The organism is Pseudomonas fluorescens (genome assembly GCF_004683905.1).
Classification (GTDB): domain Bacteria; phylum Pseudomonadota; class Gammaproteobacteria; order Pseudomonadales; family Pseudomonadaceae; genus Aquipseudomonas; species Aquipseudomonas putida_A.
This window is the reverse complement of the sequence record NZ_CP038438.1, coordinates 4,027,837-4,049,708: the sequence shown is the minus strand read 5'-3', so window position 1 is coordinate 4,049,708 and position 21,872 is coordinate 4,027,837. Positions and strand designations below refer to the sequence as shown.

Annotated in this window: 21 protein-coding genes; 13 read left to right on the top strand and 8 right to left on the bottom strand. The window is 57.3% G+C overall.

Translation table 11 applies throughout. The features are described from left to right. Nucleotides 1-10 precede the first annotated feature (10 nt). The 5 genes from E4T63_RS18595 (at nucleotide 11) to E4T63_RS18575 (ending at nucleotide 5,736) form a co-directional block, all read left to right on the top strand. Nucleotides 11-1,123 carry a polysaccharide pyruvyl transferase family protein gene (locus tag E4T63_RS18595; protein WP_135296234.1) on the top strand — a complete coding sequence of 371 codons (1,113 nt, stop codon included), beginning with the start codon at nucleotides 11-13 and terminating at the stop codon, nucleotides 1,121-1,123. Then, the gene (locus E4T63_RS18590; protein WP_135296233.1) at nucleotides 1,120-2,349 is read left to right on the top strand and encodes a polysaccharide biosynthesis C-terminal domain-containing protein; all 1,230 of its coding nucleotides are present in this window, start codon (nucleotides 1,120-1,122) and stop codon (nucleotides 2,347-2,349) included. Before E4T63_RS18595 ends, E4T63_RS18590 begins: the two co-directional genes overlap by 4 nt. Continuing rightward, nucleotides 2,340-3,443 carry a hypothetical protein gene (locus E4T63_RS18585; RefSeq protein ID WP_003226536.1) on the top strand — a complete coding sequence of 368 codons (1,104 nt, stop codon included), beginning with the start codon at nucleotides 2,340-2,342 and terminating at the stop codon, nucleotides 3,441-3,443. The genes E4T63_RS18590 and E4T63_RS18585 overlap by 10 nt, the downstream gene beginning before the upstream one ends. Nucleotides 3,444-3,454: 11 nt before the next feature. Then, entirely contained in the window at nucleotides 3,455-4,498 is a 1,044-nt protein-coding gene (locus tag E4T63_RS18580) for an acyltransferase family protein (RefSeq protein WP_135296232.1), read from the top strand. Nucleotides 4,499-4,608: 110 nt separating this feature from the next. Next, a complete protein-coding gene (locus E4T63_RS18575; RefSeq protein ID WP_135296231.1) occupies nucleotides 4,609-5,736 on the top strand; it encodes an SGNH/GDSL hydrolase family protein in 1,128 nt (375 codons plus the stop codon). A gap of 89 nt (nucleotides 5,737-5,825) precedes the next feature. Here the strand turns inward: E4T63_RS18575 and E4T63_RS18570 are convergent, their stop codons facing one another. Next, nucleotides 5,826-6,230: a mannose-1-phosphate guanylyltransferase gene (locus E4T63_RS18570; RefSeq protein WP_135296230.1), complete on the bottom strand. Its 405-nt coding sequence runs from the start codon at nucleotides 6,228-6,230 to the stop codon at nucleotides 5,826-5,828. 38 nt (nucleotides 6,231-6,268) lie between these two features. Next, nucleotides 6,269-7,102, bottom strand: a complete 834-nt coding sequence (gene galU, locus E4T63_RS18565; protein WP_027611481.1) for a UTP--glucose-1-phosphate uridylyltransferase GalU — start codon at nucleotides 7,100-7,102, stop codon at nucleotides 6,269-6,271. Between the two features lie 389 nt (nucleotides 7,103-7,491). Between galU and galE the strand changes: the two genes are divergently transcribed. The 6 genes from galE (at nucleotide 7,492) to E4T63_RS18535 (ending at nucleotide 13,689) form a co-directional block, all read left to right on the top strand. Continuing rightward, a complete protein-coding gene (gene galE / locus E4T63_RS18560) occupies nucleotides 7,492-8,508 on the top strand; it encodes a UDP-glucose 4-epimerase GalE (RefSeq protein WP_096797779.1) in 1,017 nt (338 codons plus the stop codon). Between the two features lie 231 nt (nucleotides 8,509-8,739). After that, nucleotides 8,740-8,976 carry a hypothetical protein gene (locus tag E4T63_RS18555; protein WP_003226528.1) on the top strand — a complete coding sequence of 79 codons (237 nt, stop codon included), beginning with the start codon at nucleotides 8,740-8,742 and terminating at the stop codon, nucleotides 8,974-8,976. A 144-nt stretch (nucleotides 8,977-9,120) separates the two neighbouring features. After that, nucleotides 9,121-10,182, top strand: a complete 1,062-nt coding sequence (locus tag E4T63_RS18550) for a polysaccharide biosynthesis/export family protein (protein WP_096797780.1) — start codon at nucleotides 9,121-9,123, stop codon at nucleotides 10,180-10,182. An 8-nt stretch (nucleotides 10,183-10,190) separates the two neighbouring features. Next, nucleotides 10,191-10,856, top strand: coding sequence for a YjbF family lipoprotein (locus E4T63_RS18545; protein WP_041074034.1), 666 nt, complete (start codon nucleotides 10,191-10,193; stop codon nucleotides 10,854-10,856). Further along, nucleotides 10,853-11,614: a capsule biosynthesis GfcC family protein gene (locus E4T63_RS18540; protein WP_349016850.1), complete on the top strand. Its 762-nt coding sequence runs from the start codon at nucleotides 10,853-10,855 to the stop codon at nucleotides 11,612-11,614. The genes E4T63_RS18545 and E4T63_RS18540 overlap by 4 nt, the downstream gene beginning before the upstream one ends. Continuing rightward, nucleotides 11,611-13,689 (top strand): YjbH domain-containing protein, encoded by a 2,079-nt coding sequence (locus tag E4T63_RS18535; protein ID WP_098964764.1) that lies wholly within the window; start codon nucleotides 11,611-11,613, stop codon nucleotides 13,687-13,689. Before E4T63_RS18540 ends, E4T63_RS18535 begins: the two co-directional genes overlap by 4 nt. Before the next feature lie 425 nt (nucleotides 13,690-14,114). On the opposite strand, the gene E4T63_RS18525 is transcribed toward E4T63_RS18535, so the two are convergent. The 3 genes from E4T63_RS18525 to E4T63_RS18515 all read right to left on the bottom strand — a co-directional run bounded on the left by E4T63_RS18525 (nucleotide 14,115) and on the right by E4T63_RS18515 (nucleotide 17,563). Further along, complete coding sequence (locus E4T63_RS18525; RefSeq protein ID WP_135296228.1) at nucleotides 14,115-15,509, bottom strand: undecaprenyl-phosphate glucose phosphotransferase; 1,395 nt, start codon at nucleotides 15,507-15,509, stop codon at nucleotides 14,115-14,117. Between the two features lie 390 nt (nucleotides 15,510-15,899). Next, the gene (locus E4T63_RS18520; RefSeq protein ID WP_027611488.1) at nucleotides 15,900-16,544 is read right to left on the bottom strand and encodes a winged helix-turn-helix domain-containing protein; all 645 of its coding nucleotides are present in this window, start codon (nucleotides 16,542-16,544) and stop codon (nucleotides 15,900-15,902) included. Between the two features lie 278 nt (nucleotides 16,545-16,822). Beyond that, on the bottom strand, nucleotides 16,823-17,563 hold the full coding sequence (locus E4T63_RS18515; RefSeq protein WP_134786931.1) for a winged helix-turn-helix domain-containing protein: 741 nt from the start codon (nucleotides 17,561-17,563) through the stop codon (nucleotides 16,823-16,825). A gap of 507 nt (nucleotides 17,564-18,070) precedes the next feature. On the opposite strand from E4T63_RS18515, the gene E4T63_RS18510 reads away from it, so the two are divergent. Next, nucleotides 18,071-18,904, top strand: a complete 834-nt coding sequence (locus tag E4T63_RS18510) for an undecaprenyl-diphosphate phosphatase (RefSeq protein WP_027611490.1) — start codon at nucleotides 18,071-18,073, stop codon at nucleotides 18,902-18,904. A gap of 52 nt (nucleotides 18,905-18,956) precedes the next feature. On the opposite strand, the gene dusA is transcribed toward E4T63_RS18510, so the two are convergent. Then, nucleotides 18,957-19,952, bottom strand: coding sequence for a tRNA dihydrouridine(20/20a) synthase DusA (dusA, locus tag E4T63_RS18505; RefSeq protein WP_103520640.1), 996 nt, complete (start codon nucleotides 19,950-19,952; stop codon nucleotides 18,957-18,959). A gap of 186 nt (nucleotides 19,953-20,138) precedes the next feature. On the opposite strand from dusA, the gene E4T63_RS18500 reads away from it, so the two are divergent. Continuing rightward, a complete protein-coding gene (locus tag E4T63_RS18500) occupies nucleotides 20,139-20,597 on the top strand; it encodes a hypothetical protein (protein WP_135296227.1) in 459 nt (152 codons plus the stop codon). A gap of 150 nt (nucleotides 20,598-20,747) precedes the next feature. On the opposite strand, the gene E4T63_RS18495 is transcribed toward E4T63_RS18500, so the two are convergent. Continuing rightward, complete coding sequence (locus tag E4T63_RS18495; protein WP_135296226.1) at nucleotides 20,748-21,104, bottom strand: DUF7079 family protein; 357 nt, start codon at nucleotides 21,102-21,104, stop codon at nucleotides 20,748-20,750. Continuing rightward, nucleotides 21,089-21,871: a hypothetical protein gene (locus tag E4T63_RS18490; protein WP_135296225.1), complete on the bottom strand. Its 783-nt coding sequence runs from the start codon at nucleotides 21,869-21,871 to the stop codon at nucleotides 21,089-21,091. The genes E4T63_RS18495 and E4T63_RS18490 overlap by 16 nt, the downstream gene beginning before the upstream one ends. Nucleotide 21,872: the final 1 nt, after the last annotated feature.

Below are 21,872 nucleotides of genomic sequence, written 5' to 3'. Positions count from 1 at the left end.
ACTCAAGCTTATGAACGTAACGATTTTGCATGGCTACAGTGCCTCCAACTCCGGTGACGGCCTGCTCGTCGATCTGGCCATCGCGTTGGTGCAGCGCAACTTTGGCGAAGACACCGCGATCAATGTCGTGGCCTCCGACCCGCAGTCTTTCGCCTACCTGCCGCACCCGCGTTTCGATGCGCCGGTGATGGCGGCCAAGGGCCTGGGGCGGGTCAAGCAGGCGGTGTTTCTCAATCAGTCGTATGCCGGGCTGGCGGATCTGCTGCGCAAGACCGATCTGATCGTCGGCGTCGGTGGCGGCTACATGCGCTCCAAAAGCGCCTTCGAACACATCAAGCTGAAACTCGGCCACGCCAAGCAACTGGAAACGGCGATCCTCAGCAAAGTGCCGTCGGTGTACCTGCCGCAAAGCATCGGTCCGTTCCATGGCGAGAGCCGCCAGATCGTCGATCACTACGCCAGCGCTGACGCGGTGTTCGTGCGCGATAACCGCTCCTCGGCAATGTTCGATGCCTGTGAAAACGTCTACCGCGCGCCGGATCTGGCGGTGCAGTCGTTGGCCAGCAAGATTCTTCAGCAGCCGAAGTTCACCCGCTGTGCCGCGTCGCCGGCCACTGTGTGCGTGGTGCTGCGCAAGCCGCCGGAGTGGAGCAAGGACAAGAAGGTCGCCTACGTCGCCAACCTGAAGTTGCTGCTGCAGCGCCTGAAGAACAAAAGCAAAGTGGTCTGCGCGGTGCAGAGCGCCGTTCGCGGCAACGATGACGGTGCGTTCTATCGCGAACTGGGCATCACCGAGGACCTGCTGTCGTTGAAGGCGACGATTGCCAAATATCAGCCGGACCTGGTGATCTCGGTGCGTCTGCACGGCGCCATCGAGTCGCTGCTGTCCGGTGTCCCGGCGTACCACATCAGCTATGAGCGCAAAGGCTTTGGCGCCTATCAGGACATGGGCGTGGAAGACTGGGTGATCAACGGTGGCGACATCAATGTCGACCAGATCATCGACACCGTGTATGCGCCGAATGCCCTGTCGAACTTCGGCAAGCGCCTGACCGACACTTGCCGCGAAATCGAAGCCAAGACGGTGATGATGGACGAGATCATCAAAGGCGTCGTTCGATGATATTTCGCTTGCTGCTGCGCGGCGGAGCCTTGGGCGCGAAGTTTCTGCTGGTGTTGGCCATCACCCATTACCTGGGCTACGAAGCGCTGGGGTTTTATGGCGTGGTGGTCGCGGCGTCGCTGATCGCTTCGAAGTTCTACAGCGTTGGTTTCAGTTCCGAGATCAATCGGTTGATCAGCGTTGGCGGCAGCTCGCGGCGGGTGGTCGACAAAGTCCTGTTGCTGTACCTGGCAGTGGGGCTGCTGCTGTCGCTGCTGACGGTGGGGATTTACTCGCTGTTCCAGCAGGTCGAGGCGAGCACCGCGTTGATTCTTTGCGTGACGCTGGTGCTGCTCACCGAACACCTGTCGTTCGAGATCAACTCGTTCGTGTTTTCTGCGCAGAAAGCTACCGCGGGCGCGCTGCTGTTCTTCATCAAGACCGGTCTCTGGGCGTTGCTGGCGGTGGGCGGGATGATGCTCGACTGGGTCTCCGGCATTGCCAGTGTGCTGTGGCTGTGGGTGGCCGCCAACGTGTTGGTGATCGTCGCTGGTTACCTGATCGTGGTGAACGTGCACAAGGGCCGGGTCAGCGAAGCACTGACAACCGCGACCGTGTGGAAAGCCGGGTTGCCGTTTTATTTCGGCACGGGGTTGATCGCCTTGAGTCAGTCCGTCGAGCGCTTCCTGATTGCCGATCTCGAGCCCTACGCCAGCTTGGGTAAATATGTGTACGCGTGGTCTGCGGCGAACACTTTGCAGGCGCTGTCCTACGCGGTGGTGGCGGTGGTGGGGATTCCGGTGCTGGCCAAGCGGTTTCAGGCGGATCAGCAGGCGTTCACGGTCACCCATTTGTTCGTCAACAAATGGGTGATGCGCTCGCTGCTGGTGTCGGCGGCGGTGGCGGTGCTGATCTATCTGTTCTTCAACGTGGTGCTCGATTACGTCGCCAGCAGCGTGCCGCGTCCGGATAACGCGATCCTCGGTGTACTGATTTTTTCCTTTGCCCTGCGGGCCATCGGCGACATCGTCTGGGGCGGTCTGATCGCTTCGAAAAACAGTCGAGTGTCATTCGCCAGCGCGGCGATTTGCTTGCTGGTGTCGGTGCCGGTCAGCTATCTGCTGATCAAGCATTATTCGATTTATGGCGCGGCGTGGGGCAATGTCTTCGCGATCATCGTGCAGCTCGGGGTGATCGCCGTATTGACTCGGGCGACCCGTGCCAAAGGGGCGCTGGCATGGGGTTGAAGTTGCCGTGCATCGAGTTTCGCGGCCGCAAACTCGATTCTTCGCTGTCGTTCCTGATTCTGTTCACCGGGCTGTTTCTGTCGGTGGCGATGCCGCTGCTGATCCCGCGCGCTCCGGGCCCGGATGCCATGACCTTGTGGTCGTCCTACGCCCGCGCCGACAACTGCAATTTCTGGAACCCGTTCTCGCCTGATCGCTCCTCCTATGAGTGTTCGGCGTTCCTGCTGCGGCCCACCGGGATCAATCTCACCAACGCCTGGGCCTACGGGATGTTCTGCAATTTCTTCCTCACGGCGATTCCGGTAGTGGTGTTCCGGCGCATGCCGCTGGCGATCTTCGGCACCCTGTGCCTGTGGGGAATTGTGCGTTCGTTCTTTCTGGAAAACCTGACCAAGGAAATCATCGTTTCGGTGGCGGTGCTGAGCATTTTGTTCAGCTCGCTGACGCGCAAATACCGCGGCGGATTTTTTCTGTCGGCGGTGATCTACGGCGTGCTGATCCGGCCTTACTGGATTCTGTTTTCGTTGTCGTGGGTCGGCGTCTGCGTGATGAAGAAGTATGTGTCGCGCTTCACCTTCTTCCTGATGCTGTTCCTGTTTTACCTGGCGGTGGCCATGGCGATCCAGCTGGCGTTGGGGTTTCCGGTGTCGTCGATTCGCGCCAGCAACAACGAGTTGCGTACGGCCGGGGAGGAGGGTTCGAAATCGCTGATCGTCTCGTGGCTCAGCGGCAGTGACTTCGTCTCGCAGGCGCTGGACTCGATGATCATTTTCTTCCGGCTGTCATTCCCGGTGGAGCTGATTCTGTTGTCCGGGCCGGGCCAGGTGATCTTTGTGGCGCTGATGATCATGACCGCGCTGCTGCTGTTCAAAGTCATCACCTCCACCGACTACAAAGGCGCACCGATCGAAACCAAACCCAAGGAACTGATCGCGATTCCGCTGGCGTTTTTGCTGGTGCAAGGTTTGTTCGAGCCGGACTTCGGCTCCTTCGCCCGGCACTTTTCCATGGTGGTGCCGGTGCTGTTTGTTGGCCTCGGCTTGATGTTGCGCGCGAACAAGCCGGTGCGGGTTGAATCACGAGTTCTGAATTGAGGCAGGTGTTTATGTCGAGCAAGAAAAAATCGCTGGAGATCGAAACCCTGCGTGGCCTGGCGTGCCTGCTGCTGGTGCTCTATCACGTCATTGGCCCGTTGGGCGGAGGCCTGAAGATCGATCTCGGCTCGCCGTTTCGGGTGATCGCCGACTCGATGGTGTACGTGCGCATGCCGCTGTTCACCTTCATTTCCGGCTACATCTATTCGATCTACAAAATTCGCGGCAATGACTTTTCCGCGTTCTTCAGTGGCAAAGTGCGACGGCTGATCGTGCCGCTGTTTTGCGTCGGCGTGCCGTTCTCGGTGTTGCAGGCGGTGGGGCCGGGGGTGAACAAGGATGTCGGCGTGATCGATGCCTTGTTGTCGTTCTGGGTACCGGTCAATCACTTCTGGTTCCTGCAGGCGGTGTTCATCATTTTCATGTTCGTCGGCCTGCTGGAATGGCGCGGGCTGCTGCGCTCGATGACGCGCGTGTACCTGCTGTTCGGGTTCGCTGCGGCGGTGTTTCTGCTGCCACCGTTCAAGCTCGATGCGTTCGGCATCAATGGCGCGATTTACCTGCTGCCGTTTTTTGTGGCGGGGATGATCGGTCAGGAAAATGTCGAGGCGTTGAAGCAACGGTTCAAGGTGATCGGGCCGCTGGTGTTTGTGTTGATTTCGTTGACGCTGCTGTACGTGGCGGCGATTGATCGTGAGTTGATCGTCGACCGCCGCAGCCTGATCGGTCTGACCGTGGGGTGTGTGTCCTGCATTGCTTTGCTGTCGAGTGACATGCGCTCGAAGTGGCTGACCTGGCTGGGCGGCTACTCTTACGCGATCTTTCTGTTCCATGTGCTGTTCGCGGCGACTTCGCGGTTTGTCATGGGGCGGCTGGGTGTGAAAGACGAAAGCATTCTGGTGCTCAGTGGGCTGCTGTTTGGTCTGTTGGGGCCGGTGGTGCTGTCGATGATTTTCAGCCGCTTCAATGTCACTTCGGTGCTGTTTCTCGGGGAGCGCGCGGCGAAGAAAAAACCGGTGGCGGGCATTGCTCCGGTGGTGCCGGCCAATAGCTGAAAGGCTTCGCGAGCAAGCCCGCTCCCACAGGGGTTGTGTGAGTTGCCGAGATCCAATGTGGGAGCGGGCTTGCTCGCGAAGGGGCCATTCCAGACTGAAGGAAATAATGCATGTTGGCAGTAAATGACGCTCAGCCCGTCGCGGCGTCGGTGGTGGAAGTAGGCGATGCCCGCGAGCGTTTTGCCCAGTGGCGCGAAGGCAAGGCCGGGAAGGTCTTGTCGGTCTCGGTGATCGGCGACAGCTACAGCGCCGGGCAGGATTTCTACCTGAACAAACTGGTGCAGCGCGTGGCCGGCGAAGTGGGTTTTGCCGGCCCCGGTTACGTCGGTTTCAACCACGGCGCCGCGCTGGGGGGCACGCATTTCAAATACACCCGCAGCAGCGAAAAATACTTCGGTGGTGGCTGGCAAGTGTCCGGCCTCGGCCAAGCCAGCCCCGACAGCCGCACGGTGACCGGCAAGCCCGGTGCCTGGCTGCAAATCGATGCCAGCCCGACACCGGCCATCGACACCCAAGTCACCCAGGCGAAATTGCTCTATCTGGGCAACGGCGAAGCCAGTGAGCTGCGCTACCGTTGGACACCCTCGGAAGACTGGCAGCCATTGACGCTCAAGGGTTCGGGCGTTCAGGAAGTACCGCTTGCAGGTCTCTCTTCAGCGCCAGACTGGTCATTCAAACTGGAAGTGGTGAAGGGCGCACCGACCTTGTTTGGCCTGTGGCTGAGCAACGATCAGCACGGCGTGCGGGTTTCAAAACTGGCGGCCTCGGGCGCGGCATCCGCGGATTTCTATCACCAGAACCCGCAATGGCAGGTGCAGTGGAAAGCCGCCGTGTCGAAGATCCCCGCCGACGTTTACCTGATCATGCTCGGCGGCAACGATCAGGGCTTAGGGGTCAAACCCGAACAGTACCTGCACAACGTTCAGGGCCTGGTGGCGATGATCCGCGAGATCCAGCCGGCGGCGAGCATCAACCTGATCATGCGTCAGGACACCACGCGCTCAAGTGCCTATCCGATGTCGGCGTATGCACAGGTCTTGCAGCCGTGGGCGCATGAGCAGCAGTTGGGTTTTGCCAATCTGCAATGCGCGTTCGGCCCGGACGTCAAACGCTACGCGGCGGCGATGATCGGCCCGGACAAGATTCATCCGCAGCCGGCCACGGGCGGGAAGGTGATTGCCGATTACTTCTATCGCTGGATCGTCAGTGGCATCAACGCGGACAGTTGCGACTTGTAGGAGCTGCGGCACGCTGCGATCTTTTGATCTTGCTCTTGAAAACAAAATCAAAAGATCGCAGCGTGCCGCAGCTCCTACAGGGGCGTGTTTTATTTGAAGTTATCTATCTGGCTCAGGAGCTCAGCCGTTTTCTGCGGCATCAGTTGCGTGGCACACCGCGTCTCGACATTGATGATGATCGCCGGCTCGTTGCAGCACAGGCGTACGCGGAAGCGCCAGTCGCTGAAGATCACCTTCAGGCCATCACGATCGTCCATTTCCAGCGCCTGCTCGGCATACCGTTGTTTCAGATGGGCGAGCAGGGGGTAGGGATCCGCCAGCGTGCGGCGAATGTCGCCGGACGAGGGAAACATGCCGATGCGTTCCCCCTGCAAAATACTGCCCAGCCACGACTCGTTGGCGCTGGGCAACGGCTGATGGTGTGACAGCCAGCTCACCGTGCCGAGGTTGCCCACCTCCCGTTCAATCTCTGCTGCATGCTGTGCCATGTTCATGGGTTGCCTCCTGAAAAGAGAAGTGGGCGGGGACCGTCTCAGCGGCCCTTGAGGTAGACGTTGTCGTAGCAGAAGTTGGTCGCTTGCAGGTAACCCTCGGCGTCGCCGCAGTCAAAGCGCAGGCCCTTGAACTTGTAAGCCAGCACGCAACCGTTCTGCGCCTGTTTCATCAGCGCGTCGGTGATCTGGATTTCGCCGCCCTTGCCCGGTTGCGTGTCGGCGATCAGGTCGAAGATGTCCGGGGTGAGGATGTAGCGGCCGATGATCGCCAGGTTCGACGGGGCATCCTGCGGCGCCGGTTTTTCCACCATGTTATTGACCCGGTAGATGCCCTCGGAAATCAGCTCGCCGGCGATCACCCCGTATTTGTGGGTCTGGTCGGCCGGGACTTCCTGGATGGCGACGATCGAGCAGCGGAATTTCTTGTACAGCTGGATCATCTGCGACAGCACGCCGTCACCTTCCAGGTTCAGGCACAAGTCGTCGGCCAGCACCACGGCAAAGGGTTCATCGCCGATCAACGGGCGGCCGCTGAGAATCGCGTGACCGAGGCCCTTCATTTCCACCTGACGGGTGTAGGAGAAGGTGCAGGTGTCGATCAGCTCGCGGGTGCCGGCGAGGAACTTCTCTTTCTCGGTGCCGCGGATCTGGTGTTCGAGTTCGTAGCTGATGTCGAAGTGGTCTTCCAGCGCACGCTTGCCCCGACCGGTGACGATGGCCATGTGTTGCAGGCCGGCGTCCCGTGCTTCTTCAACGGCGTATTCGATCAACGGCTTGTTGACGATCGGCAGCATTTCTTTGGGCATGGCTTTGGTCGCCGGCAAGAAACGCGTGCCGTAACCGGCAGCGGGGAACAAACATTTACGAATCATAAAAGTATCCTGGACAGTCATGGAACACAGGCAACGGATGCGCGCACTTATCAAGGCGCACAAGTTTCAATGATTATTGAACGAGTACTTTAATACCTGAGTCAGGTTGTTAATGGCAATTAGCGCAGGGGGTAAAACATGACAATGTTATGAGATGTCGGTTAAGGCGTTATTAGTTATTTTTAGTCGGTATCTGTTGATAGTGATGAGTGTACTTGGGGTGCTAATAAGTACCGGGCAATACAGTTTGACCTGCCAAAATATTTATTGCCAGTGGTTGAACTAATTTTGTTTAAGGCTGTTGTCGTCCTTATTTGTGTGGTGCGCCACAGATTCAATGAAAGGGACTTGACAGGCTACTTGTCACTTATCCAATGACGGACCGCGCTATGAAGATTCTGGTAACGGGTGGCGCCGGCTATATCGGCTCGCACACCACACTTGCGCTGCTTGAAGCAGGTTATGAAGTTGTTGTACTGGATAATCTTTGCAACAGCAGCGATGCGGCATTGCACGCGATAGAAGGTATCTGCGGCAAAAGCGCGTTGATGATTCGCGGCGATGTCTGCGACCGGGCGTTGCTCGACCGGATTTTCCAAGAGCATGCGATCGACGCGGTGCTGCATTTTGCCGGGCTCAAAGCCGTCGGCGAGAGCGTGCGCAAGCCGCTGGATTACTACGAGAACAACGTCGGCGGCAGCATCACCTTGTGTCAGTCGATGGCCGCAGCGGGGGTGTTCCGGCTGGTGTTCAGCTCTTCGGCCACGGTGTATGGCGAGCCTGAGCAGATGCCGATCCGCGAGGATTTCCCCACCGGCATTCCGACCAATCCTTACGGTCAATCCAAGCTGATCGTCGAGAACGTGCTGCGCGACCTGAGCCAGGCCGAGCCGCGCTGGAGCATCGCCTTGCTGCGTTACTTCAACCCGATCGGCGCGCATCACAGCGGGCATATGGGCGAAGACCCCAGCGGCATCCCCAACAACCTGCTGCCTTACATCAGCCAGGTCGCGGTCGGCAGCCTGCAGGAGTTATCGATCTTCGGCGACGATTACCCGACCATCGACGGCACGGGGGTTCGCGATTACATCCACGTCGTCGACCTCGCCGATGGCCATCTCAAAGCCTTGCAATCGATTGCCGACCGTCCGGGCATTCATACCTGGAACCTTGGCACCGGCGACGGCTACAGCGTGATGCAAGTGCTGCATGCCTTCGAACAAGCCAGTGGACGTCCGGTGCCGTACCGGGTGATGCCACGGCGCAGCGGGGACATCGCCGAGAGCTGGGCCGACGCCTCGAAAGCGCAAAAAGAACTCGGCTGGAAAGCCACGCGCAGTTTGCAGGACATGGTCACCGATACCTGGCGCTGGCAATCGAATCATCCGCGCGGTTATCTCGAATGATGTCGTTCTAATACTGAATGTTAGTTTCGGTCAGCTGTTAGATATCGTCGGGAAAATACGCTGGAAATGCCTTTTGCAAGTCCGTAGATATAAACCTGCCGTTCGACTTTTATCAGTTGGGTAAGACTGTGAAAGAACGACGGATCTTGTTCGCGCTTTTCGCGGACTTGAACGCTACCACCGCTAACAAAGACCGGTTTTTAACAGGTCGAATGTTAGAAAGGAGTTGATATGAAAAAAGTGATGGCGATTGCCCTGTTGACGATGTTGAGCAACTGGGCGTCCGCTGCTGAAGCGCCGCTAACTGCGGTGACCAATGTATCTGGCAGCGTTGCGGCTTCTACAGCGCCTGCTGCCAGTACTGCAATGGTTGCCAGTGCAGTCGCAGCGTCCAACAGCGGCGGAAGTGCCAACGGCGGTACCACTGGCACCACCGGTACTACCGGCACCACCGGCACGCACAACTAACAGGAACATTTGTTAGTGCAGTACAGGGTCGCCCGACGCAAGTCGGGTGACTTTATTTTTAGATTCGCCCTTGAATAGCGTAGTGCCATTATGACTCGTAGTTTTTCTCTTTTGCTGTTGGCAAGTATCGCTTTGCAAGGTTGCATGTTTTCCCCCGGCCAATACCTGAGCACTGGCGACATCACGCGCCAGGGCGCCAGCGAAAGCAGTCGGGTCGAGCTGATTCCGATCACGCCCAAGCTGATCTCGATGACCCGTGCCACGCAGAAGCGTGAGACGGTACCGTCGGAACTGTTGGCAACGCCTGCGGAATACCGCATCGGCAGCAACGATGTGCTGTACATCACGGTCTGGGATCACCCGGAGCTGACCGCGCCATCGGGGGCACAACAGCAGATCGACGCCAACGGTCGACTGGTGCGCTCCGATGGCACGCTGTACTACCCGTTCATCAAGGAAGTGCAGGCGGCCGGCAAGACTATTCAACAGCTGCGCTCGGACATCGAAACCCGGCTGTCGGCGTTCATCGCCGAACCGCAAGTGGATGTCGCGGTGCTGCGTTTCGCCAGTCAGAAAGTGGTGGTTTCCGGTGCCGTGGCCAAGGCCGGGCCACAACCGATTTCCACCAACCCGCTGAGCGTGGTCGAAGCCCTCGGTACGGCCGGCATCGACACCAACAATGCTGATTTGTCTGGCTTGTTGCTGACGCGCAATGGCCGGGTGTATCCGCTCAATCTCGACTCGCTCAACCAGCAGGATTCCGAGTTGCAGCACGTCTTCCTCAAGGGCGGCGATCAGCTGTACCTGCCGTACAACGACAACAAGCGCATCTACGTCATGGGCGAAGTCAATCAGCCCCGTGCGCTGAGTTTCAAGACTGCGACGATGAACCTCTCCGACGTGCTCGGTTCAGTCGGCGGCTTGAGCCAGACCACCTCCAACGGCAATGCGGTGTACGTGATTCGCGGGGTGGAAAACCTCGATGTCGAGCCGGCGAAGATCTATCAACTGGAAGCCCAGTCGCCGACCGCCATGGCACTCGCTTCGCACTTTGAAGTGCGCCCCCAGGATGTGGTTTACGTCGGCCCGGCCAACGTCACGCGCTGGAACCGCTTCATCAGCCAACTGGTGCCGTCGGCATCGATTGTCGGGACCGGGGCTTCCGCTGCGAAGAACTGGAGCGAATTCAGTAACAACAGCAAATAAGGCCGACCGTGAAAACCTTGAAAGTTGGCGTCTGCCTGATGGCGGCCTTGATGTTGTGTGGCTGTAACCCGCTGATGACCGCCTCGGTGCGCAACCTAAAGTCGGCGGTGATCGGGCCGGATGAGCTGGACGTGAGTGCGGCGCAGGTGGCCGAGGTCAAGTACCCGCAAGTCAAACTGACCACACCGTCCGGCTCCGGGGTGCTGGCGCTGGTGCGCGAGCGGGAAGACCTGCAGTTCTGGGTGGCTTCCGGCAAACAGGTGTTGCTGCTGCGTGATGGCCTCGCCGTGCGCACCATCGGCCTCGGCGTCGAGGGCGACCTGGACGGTACGCGGCTGGCCGACAACGCGCCGTTCAAGCGCGGCCTGCATCAAGTCGCCGATGGCTTCACCAGTCAGCGCTGGATCGACCTGTACAAGGGCCAGGAAGTCGGTTTGATCGTCAACAGCCGGTTCTCCCGTCGATCCACGCAAACCCTGCAAATTCTCGACAAGGAATACACCGTGCTGCGTGTCGACGAACGTATCGACGTCCCGGCGATCGGGCTGCGCGCGACCAACCATTACTGGGTCGATCCGCTGGACGGTTTCATCCTGCAGAGCGAGCAGCAACTGACCGCGCAAATGCGTGTGCGCATCGTGCAACTGACCCCTGATCGCAGGCATCTGCCGTGAAGCGCTTACGGATGTTATCGGCAGGTTTGCTGTTGCTCAGCGGCATCAGTCAGGCAGCGGTCACCGTCAGCGGCGATGTCGCCAACCCAGGGCCGGTGGAGTTGCCGCCGGGCGGGCGCTTGCTCGACGTGATCAGCGTGGCGGTGCCGAATGCCGAAGGTTACTGGCTGGCCGGCGTGTTGCTGCGCCAGTCGTTGCTGGAACAGCAGGCGCGGCTCAAGGCCGGGGTGTTGTTTGATCTGGATGTGTTGCAGCGCATGGCTTCGTTGTTTGACCGCCCGAGCCGCGCGGCGCTGGCGCTGCGCCTGGCTCAGCAGGTGCGGCAAATGCCGGTCACCGGGCGACAGGTGGCGGACCTCGATCCGGTCGCGGTGGAAGTCGGTTTCGCGCGCAACATTCGTTTGGACGACGGCGATCGGCTGATCTACCCGAAACGGGTCGACGAGGTGCAAGTGCTGGGCGCGGTTGCCGAGACCTGCCACCTGCCTTATCAGCCCTTGCTGGAGGCGCGTGAGTACCTGGAAAGCTGCACGCCACTGGACGATGCCGAGGCCGATTACCTGTGGCTGATCCAGCCCAATGGTGCGGTGCGGCGCGTGGGTATCGCGCACTGGAATCGCGAGAGCGGGCAGTTCCCCGTGGCCGGCAGCAAGATTCTGGTGCCGGTGAAAAACGATGATCTGGATCCGCCTGTTCCTGAACTGAATCAGCAGTTGGCCGAATTGATTGCCACGCAGCTGGCTGAGGTGGTTCGTTGAAGTTACGTTTTGCAGCTGTGTTGTTATTGCCGTGCGGTCTGGTGCATGCCGAGCCGCGTATTACCCAAAATGATTTCGGCGGCACCGGTCTGTTGCAGACCCCGACCGCGCGCATGGCCCCGGCCGGAGAGCTGAGCGTCAACGCCAACCGCACCGAGCCTTACAGCCGCTACAGCGTGTCGTTGCAGCCACTGGACTGGCTCGAAGGTTCGTTCCGCTACACCGCGATCACCAACCGGCCGTACGGGCCGGAGTCGATGAGCGGCAGCCAGAGCTATAAGGACAAGGCGGTCGATGCCAAAGTCCGGCTGTGGCAGGAAACTCATTGGGCCCCCGATGTCGCTCTGGGCTTCCGAGACATTGGCGGTACCGGCTTGTTCGCCAGCGAATATTTCGTCGCCAACAAGCGCTTTGATAATTTCGATTTCAGCGCCGGCATTGCCTGGGGTTATCTCGGTAATCGCGGCGACCTCGACAACCCGCTGGGCTACCTCGACGATCGCTTCAAGACCCGTCCGGCCCTGGAAGGCACCGGTGACGTCAACGCCGGTTCGTACTTTCGCGGCAAGCCTTCGTTCTTTGGTGGTGTGAGCTATCAGACACCGTGGGACCGACTCAGCCTGAAACTCGAATACGAAGGCAACGACTACAAGCACGAGCCGAAGGACAACGTGATCAAGCAAGACTCGCCGATCAACTTCGGCGCGGTGTTCAAGGTGGCCGATTCGGTGGACGTCAGCGCGGCGTGGGAGCGGGGCAACACGGCGATGTTCGGCATCACCTTCCACACCAATTTCGTCAGCCGCAAGGCGCCGGCCAAGACCTACGACCCGACGCCGGAACCGCTACCGGCGAAGATGCCGACTACGCCGATGGAACAGGTCAACTGGGCCGACGTGTCGCAACGCCTGCAGCAGAATGCCGGGTACAAGGTCGAGCGCATCAGTCAGCGTGATTCCGAGCTGATCGTCTACGGCGAGCAGCAGCGCTACTTCCATTCGTCGAAGGCTGTCGGCCGCGCGAGCCGGATTCTCGACAACAGTGTGAACGACGACATCAACTGGTTCACCGTGGTCAACAAGCGTTACGACCTGCCGCTGGAAGAGACCAGTGTGCCGCGTCAGACCTTCCGCGAAGTGATCAACAACGAGGAATCGCTGGAGTCGTTGCACCGCACCACCGAGATCAACCCGGCAATGCCGCACAACGAGAAAACCCTCTACAGCGAAGCGCCGCAGCACTTCAATTATGGCGTTGGACTGGGCTTCAAGCAGAACGTTGGCGGCCCGGATGGTTTGCTCTATCAATTCAGTGCCGACGCGGACGCCGAGTACCGCTTCAACCGCAACACCTGGTGGAACGGTCTGCTCAGTGCCAACCTGGTGAACAACTTCGACAAGTTCACCTACGATGCGCCGAGCGGCCTGCCGCGGGTGCGTACCGATTTGCGTCAGTACCTGACCACCTCGGAAGTGACCATGCCGTTGTTCCAGGTCAGCCATGCCGAGCAGTTGGACAAGGACCTGTATGGCATGGTCTACGGCGGCTATCTGGAGTCGATGTTTGCCGGTGTCGGCGGTGAGGTGCTGTTCCGGCCGACCGGTGAGCGCTGGTCGGTGGGAGCGGATCTGAACTATGTGCGTCAGCGCGAGTTCGACCAGGGTTTCGGCCTGCGCGACTACTCGGTCTGGACCGGGCACATCACCGGTTACACCGATTTGCCGTATGACACGTTGGCCGCGGTCAGCGTCGGTCGCTATCTGGCCGGCGATTGGGGCGGTACGCTCGATATCTCCCGCGAGTTCTTCAACGGCGTGCGCTTCGGTGCCTGGGCCACGATCACCACTGCTGGCAGCGCCGAGTACGGGGAGGGTAGTTTCGACAAGGGCATCTACCTGTCGATCCCGTTCGACGAAATGATGAGCATGTCGACCATGCGCCGCGCCAACCTCGTCTGGGCCCCCCTGACCCGTGACGGCGGCGCCAGGCTCAATCGCAGCTTCCAGCTGCACTCGATGACCGATAGCCGTGAGGGTGACATGTTCTACCGCAACTTCTCGAAGATTACCGAGTAAACCCGAGAACCCCCTTGAGACCTGTGGGAGCGGGCTTGCCCGCGAAGGCGTTGGCACATTCAACATCTGTGCTGCCTGACCCACCGCTATCGCTTGCAGGCAAGCTCCCACAGTGATTTTGTGGTATGCCCGATTTGAGTGAACGCCGCCGGACCCTGTGGGAGCGGGCTTGCTCGCGAAGGCGCCGGCACATTCAATATCTGTGCTGCCTGATCCACCGCTTTCGCGGGCAAGCCACGCTCCCACAGTGGAACGGGGTGAAGCGCATATCCCGATCCATACCGAGATCCCGTGTGGGAGCGGGCTTGCCCGCGAAGGCGTCGGCACTGCCACCCTCGCAACAGCCTGACCCACTGCCCAAATCCCGCCCACAAAAAAGGGGACTTTCGTCCCCTTGCGGTATTGCCTGGCTTGTCACCCGTCCATCAATAAATATCTTTCGACAACAACGTAAACGGCGTCTTCACCAGGATCTTCAGATCCAGCCACAACGACCAGTTGTTGATGTAATGCAGGTCCATCTCCACCCGACGCTGCATCTTGTCGATGGTGTCGGTCTCGCCACGGCAGCCGCTGATCTGTGCCAGCCCGGTAATACCCGGTTTGATTCGATGACGAGCCATGTACGCGAGGATTTTCCCCGAGTAGTAGTGGTTGTGCGCCACCGCGTGCGGGCGCGGGCCGACCAAGGCCATTTGCCCCTGCAGCACGTTGAACAACTGCGGCAGCTCATCCAGCGAGGTGCGGCGTATGAAGCGCCCGACCGCAGTAATACGCGAGTCATTACGGCTGGCCTGAACCACTTCACGATCATCGTGCACGCGCATCGAGCGGAATTTCCAGACCTGAATCACCTTGCCGTTCCAGCCGTGGCGATCCTGCTTGAAGAACACCGGCCCCGGCGAGTTGATCTTCACCGCCAACGCGATGAACAGCAGCACCGGGCTCAGCAGGATGATCGCCAACAGCGCCACGCCTTTTTCCACCAGACTCTTGCTCAGCGCAGCGGTAGGGCGGCTGGTCAGCGGACTTTCGTTGAGGCAGATCGCCGGCAGACCATCCACGACCTTCACCGAGTGGTTGAGCAGGGTCAGGCTGTTCAAGTCCGGCACCCAGACCACATCGACGTTGGCGCCGAGCAAATCGACGTACATCGCTTCGATTTTCGCAGCCTCAGCCAGCGGCAGGGTGATGTACAACCGGCGGATGTCATGGTCTGTGATCAGCTTGAGCAAATCTTCCTGATCACCGACCACACGCGGTGCATCCGAATCCAGATTCGGTGTCGCGCCATTGCTGACCAAACCTACCAACGGCAGGTTTTCCACCTGACTGATCTTCTTCGCCAGACCCAGAGCCAGCTCGCCAGTGCCGACGATCAGGGTCTTCTGCGCGCTGGTGCGGGAACGCTGGTAGTACTTGGAAAAGGCATGCAGCGGCGCGTACATCAACGCCTGACCGAGGAAGCCGTAGACCGCCCAGCTCAGCGTCACCTCGCGGGAGAACACTTCGTCGGCCTTGCACACGAACGCGATGCCGGCCAGCGCCACCATGGTCATCGACCAGCCCATGAACAAGCGTCCAAGCCCGCTCAGGTAATTGTCCTGCTTGCGGTACACGCCGCTGAACGTATATGCCGGCACCGAGGCCAATACCGCCAGTGTTGCGCACATGCGGTAATAGAACTCGACGGTGCCTGTGTGCCGTTCAGCCAGTATGAATAACAACGCAACAATGAAAGCCTGCGCCAATGCCCATTGGCCCCAGAAGGTAAGTCCCTTGAGGCCGTTATTTCGATTGATCCGTAGAGAAAGTTCCATGAGATATCCCCAGAAATACGTCCATTCAGGTTTCGACAGTTGAAGTCCGAGTTGCTAGATAGGCTTGTTGTTGTTATTGGACGAGTGTCCTGAGGTAACAACGTCGATAGGCCGAACTGTCGTCAATCAATAGACTAAGTTATTGCCGGAGAGGGTGTCTGACGAGTTCTAACAAGATGGCACAGTGCCAACTTTTTAATAATCAAATACAAGGGTGTTAGAAAAGGTCGCAGAGCGGGGGGTGAATAAATTATGTTGTGTTTGTTACTGTAGGAGGGGTGGAGGCAGGGAGCTATTATTACCAGGGGAGGTGAAGCCAAACAGAGTGCTCTTGTTGTTTTTGTAATCGCACTGTTTTCTGTTTGTTTTGTTCGCGGATATCGGCGGTATTTACGCAACGATTTCCTGAATGAGGCAATAACCGCGGTTTCTTACGGCACGGAACAATCGCTCACCATTACTCGCGTTTTTGAACTTGTCCTGCAGGCGACTCAGGCACATTTCCAGGCCGCGATATTGCTCCGGCTCGCGGCCGATGCTGAGGATCAGGTCATCACGACTGACTACACGCTCTTCGTGATGGAGCATTTTGCGCACCAGCGCGGTTTCCAGTCCGGTAAGGCTGATCTCGACGCCTTCCTTGACCAGTGCGCCTTGATCGTTGTCCAGATGCCAGGTTTCGTTGCAAGTGGCGGCGTCTTCGATGGCAGCAGTGCGGTTGTCGCTCTCTGCACTTTGAAACGGCTTCGCCGATTGTGCGGACAACCATTCCGATTCGAGGGTGGCCAATATGCGCTGGGTGTCGTGTTCAATCGTGCGGGCAACGTTTTTCCGGGTGCCCCTTGGGTAAGTGAACTCCATCAGCATGGGAGCGGAAGAGGGCGAAGTAGCACCTTCAATAAACATTTGTGCCTGAGACGTGCCAAACGAATTGAAGCGCTCGCTGGACAGAATGCTCTCAAGTTCACGCTGCGACGTTGTACTGTTGGTCACGACGACAAAATATTTTCTTGGGAGGGTTGTACTAGTTTCCATGTCTCTCTCCTAAAATGTGCACCAAAATGGGCGAAAAGGTAAATCGGCAGGCGAGCAATAACTTCCTTGGAAGTAACCGACAGGCAGGGTCTGGGCCCAAAATGGCCTCGATAAATTCCACTCGTTCTGCTGCTATGTTGTTAAGTTTATTGTTATGGTTCGGTGTAGCCGTGCTCATTCAATGGCTTGATTATTAGTAGATTTGAAGTACAACTTGAGCTGTATGGTTGCATATGACGATCCTTCGTGATTATGCAAAGAGAATGGCTGCCCGAGAGTCAGGCAGTCGATATCAGACCCCGCATCAGGCGATAGCCGTAGCCGCGGATGCTCTGAATCGCATTGGTACCATACATGTCCTTGATTTTTCCACGCAAGCGGCTGATGGATTTTTCCAGCGCTCTCGGATCGTAGAAATTGGTATTGAGCCCCATGATGCTGGCGATTTCATCATGGCTGAGAATGTGATTGCTGGTCTGCGCAAAGGCTTCCAGGATCTTCATCTCGGCAAACGAGATGTCGAGTTTCTGGCTGGCGCCGCCGAGCAGGCAGATGCGCGTCGGGTCGAGCGTCAGATTGATATCTCGCTGCCATTCTTCACTGTTGAAGAATTCACCGAGCAACTCGTCGCCCTCGTCGGAAAGGGTATTGAGTTTGATACAGAAGTCGGCACCGGCCAGGAAGTACTTGATCTTGTTGAAGGCGCCGCGACCGGTAATGACTGCGCAAATGATCGGTTTCAAGTTGTCGGAACGCAGGTTCTCGATCAGCGCAAGATTGTCTTCCAGCGCTTGCGGAGTGTCGATAACGATGAAGATGGCTCGATACGAACCAGAAAGTTCATTGTTATAGGAACTAGTGTACGAACTGGCCTCAAGTGCCATATCAGTGCGTACGTGCTTTGCGATCAGCGCACTAAAATGTTCGGCCACGCCACGGGTACGGCCCAGTGTGAGAACACCGGGTACGTCGTTTGTCGGGCGCGGACTTCTAGTCGCCAAGTTCCCTGAGAGCATCATGCTTTGACTCGAATTAGGTGCTGACATCGGGATGTTAAAGCACCGGTTCTCATCTGTGACTGACAATTGGTAACATTCACGCGATTTTTAGACGTGGCTCCCGAGTTTTCTAACAATAATTAAGCATTTCAAGCTTTTAGTTGATTTTCTCGGGGCTGTGAACTAGTCGTTACATGGTGGCAATGTGGAATTGTGCCACTATTTTGAATCTATGGCGATGGCTTTATTCATGTCCAATTGCCACTGTCGACGATCCTGAGACAATGTGAGCTGGGTCACACTTTATTGGCCAATCGAACTTTTTTCTACTATAGCCCTAAATATTTTTTGAGCAGTTCGTAGGCGGACGTTTATTAACATGGCTTGAGTGTGTCTTTTGATAAGACATATTCTCCGTCGCCTGATCAGGCAATGGGTGTCGCGTTATACCGATTGTTTAACTTCAGATACTCAATTCCTGAATACAGTTGACCGGTCGCTCATCAAGAGCGCTCTGACGGAGGATTAATGGATTTCTGGACCTTTATCCAGGTGTTGATATTGGGCGCGGTAGAAGGCCTGACCGAGTTCTTGCCGATCTCCAGTACCGGCCACCAGATCATCGTCGCCGACCTGCTGGACTTCGGCGGCGAACGCGCGATGGCGTTCAACATCATTATTCAGCTGGGCGCGATCCTGGCCGTGGTCTGGGAGTTTCGCCCGAAGATCTTCGACATCGTCAAAGGCCTGCCCACCCAACGCAATGCGCAGCGTTTCACCCTCAACCTGCTGATCGCCTTCCTCCCGGCGGTGGTCCTCGGCGTACTGTTCGCTGACAAAATCCATCAATACCTGTTTAACCCGATCACCGTAGCCATGGCCTTGGTGGTGGGCGGCATCGTCATGTTGTGGGCCGAACAGCGCAATCATGTGGTGAGCGTCGATCACGTCGACGACATGCGCTGGTCAGACGCGTTGAAAATCGGTTTCGTGCAATGCCTGGCGATGATTCCCGGCACGTCGCGCTCGGGCTCGACCATCATCGGCGGTTTATTGTTCGGCTTGTCCCGGAAAGCCGCCACAGAGTTCTCGTTTTTCCTCGCCATGCCGACCATGGTCGGCGCCGCGGTGTACTCCGGCTACAAATACCGTGACCTGTTCCAGGCCAGCGACCTGCCAGTGTTCGCCCTCGGTTTTGTCATCGCCTTCATCTTCGCCATGATCGCCGTGCGCGGCCTGCTCAAATTCATCGCCAACCACAGCTACGCCGCGTTCGCCTGGTATCGGATCGCGTTTGGCTTGTTGATTCTGGCGACGTGGGTGTTTGGCTGGGTGAACTGGACGGAAGCGGCGGCGGGGTGATGCGCACGCCAGGCGGATCACCCCGCCTGGCGCGTGTTACGGAGGGAGGGCATCAACGCCCTTGCAGCAACTCGCCAGCCTGATCCAGCAACGCCAACGGATCTTTGGCCTTGTGAATATCCACCGACAACAACTGACGGAATTTACGCGCCCCCGGGAACCCGGTGCCCAGCCCCAGCACGTGCCGCGTGATGTGATGCATCGCACCGCCCGCTTGCAGATGCTCGGCAATATAAGGCCGCAACTGCGCCAGCGCCTCGGCCCGGCTGATCACCGGCGCGCTGCTGCCGAACAACTGCTGATCCACCTCCGCCAGCAAATACGGATTGTGATAAGCCTCACGCCCGAGCATCACACCGTCGAAGGTCTGCAAATGTTCATGGCAGGCCTCCATCGTCTTGATCCCGCCGTTCAGCACAATCTCCAGCTCTGGGAAATCCGCCTTCAACTGCGCCGCCACGTCATACCGCAACGGCGGAATGTCGCGATTCTCCTTCGGCGACAAGCCCTCCAGAATCGCAATCCGCGCATGCACGGTAAAACTGGTACACCCGGCATCCCGCACCGTACCGACGAAATCACACAACTCGGCGTAACTGTCCCGCCCATTGATCCCGATCCGATGCTTCACCGTCACCGGAATCGACACCGCATCGCGCATCGCCTTCACACAATCCGCCACCAACTGCGGATGCCCCATCAGGCACGCACCGATCATATTGTTCTGCACCCGATCACTTGGGCAGCCAACATTCAGATTCACTTCGTCGTAACCATGCTCCTGCGCCATGCGCGCGCAAGCGGCCAGATCCAGCGGAACGCTACCGCCGAGCTGCAGTGCCAGCGGATGCTCGGCTTCGTTGTGACGGAGGAAGCGTTCGTGATCGCCGTTGAGGAGGGCGCCGGTGGTGACCATTTCGGTGTAGAGCAGGGCGTTCTTCGACAGGAGGCGTAGGAAGAAACGGCAGTGGCGGTCAGTCCAGTCCATCATCGGGGCGACGGAGAAGCGGCGGGAGAGTGGGGCGGGTGTGGCGGAGATAGGGGACATTGGCGGTTCTGGATTGGGTGGGGCTGGGAGGTGGGGAGTTTATCAGGAATGGGGGACGGACGGGTTTGGTAGCTGGCGGAGGTCTATGCTCAAAAATTAGCCAAGCATTGGGGGAATGCTTGGCAGTAATAAATCTACCCCCTTTTAATTGAAGAACTGATCGAAAACGATCACAAAAGGACGCTCATGAGCGGTAAATTTCGGATCAGCGTTGGTACCATCATTGCTCTTTTGACGCTTTCTAACAGCGCGCTTGCTGATAATTGCGAGTCAATTCTTTCGAAACTTTATGCGGAGCGTCACTTAACACTGGATAGGCAAACCGAAGGCAAACAGACAACGCACTTTCGTGATGGGCGATACATGACTTTGTCTCTTAGCTGCGCAACCGGCCTACCGAATGTTGCGATCTCATGGGAAGGTCCGACCCCGGTTCAGCAATTCTATGATCTAGTAGGAAGGGCAGGTAGTTTGGTTTCGACACGATCAGCCGCCGATATTATGAAATATTCGAAGCAGTGTAGGGCGCGGGCGCTTAATGATAGCGGAGAGATCGCTACGGTTGAGCAGAGAGGAGTTGCAATTGAGTGCCAAGCTTTCGTTCGTGACGGTGGTGGGACGATGATTTATATATTCTCCAAGTGAAGTCCGCTTTTGTGAGCGTTCCTGTCTAGACGTTCTGATCGTCCTTGCCGTTTTTGAACGGATCTTCGCTAAGGGCCTCTAGCGAAATTTGATTGTTTGTTGCAGATGATAAGTTGGTGTGCTTTTTGGTACTGCATTCCTTTCGGGTTGTTAATAATGAGTTTCTATATTGTGCCAAATATATTTGTATCTGTGTTTTAGCCATTTTACCAATAGAGAGTTTAGCTGATTCTTCATCCAGTTATGTTTCTTTGCATTAAGCATTTCTTCAATGTCGTTTTCCAGCTCTTCTCTATTGAAACAAAGCCAGATAGTCGGAAGTGTACTTTCAAGGTTGGAGTGACAAACAGGCGCTACCTCTTCAAACAAAATTCGCTTGATTTCGTCTCTATCAAATTCTTCTGTCTGCCGCGCAATCGCAGCATAGTCGACTTCGTTATCAACGAATGCGTCTGACAATGCCCAGCGAATATCCGCTCTTTGTTGCTTTGTCATAGCGCGTCCCATTTGGAAAATTCCTCCAACTCTTCATCAAAGGTATCAGCAACAACGCTACCAGCAATGCCTCCTGCGATACTGCCTGCCAAGACGATTGCTACAGCACATGCAATGGCACCAGGCCCGCAAAATGCGGAAACGCCCAAGCCCGCCACCCCACCACCCGCAGCCCCACCGCCGATGATGATTCCTTGTCTGGCTGTTTCCTTCACTTTGTTGTCAGCATTCATAATTTCATAAACGGCGAAGGTGGCGGTGACCAATAAACCGACTTTCCCCATAATTCTTAATTTCTTGGTTCCCCTACTTACCGGTGCATTGTCCCGCCCTGCTGAGTCAAGAATCTCATAGTAAACTTTGCTTTTTTGTTCCGGAGTAAGTTTGCTGTATTCCACTTTTGCGGTTTTTAATGCGTATTTATCTAGCGTTTCCTGAAGCGTTGGAGGAAGTCTCTTTTTTCTCTCGGCAAAGGCCACGCCTTGTGCCGAAGTGTATTTTCGGTGCTCCAGCAAAATTCTGTTTCGCATCTCTTGGCAGAACGCTGCTCCTTCTTTAGCACTAAGCCTTCCTGCAGCAACTTCGGCTTTTGTTTCCACTGACATACGTTTGATGTTGTTCATGTAGTTGGTGCGTACTTTTGCATCCGATATAGCGTCTACAGAAAATCTTGTAGCAGCACCTTCCATTCCCGCAATGGCCATATCCAAGGGCGAATTTTCGAGCGCGTGTGCTTTCTGGACAACGTAGCTTCCCGTGACGAGCAATGGTTCAGTCATG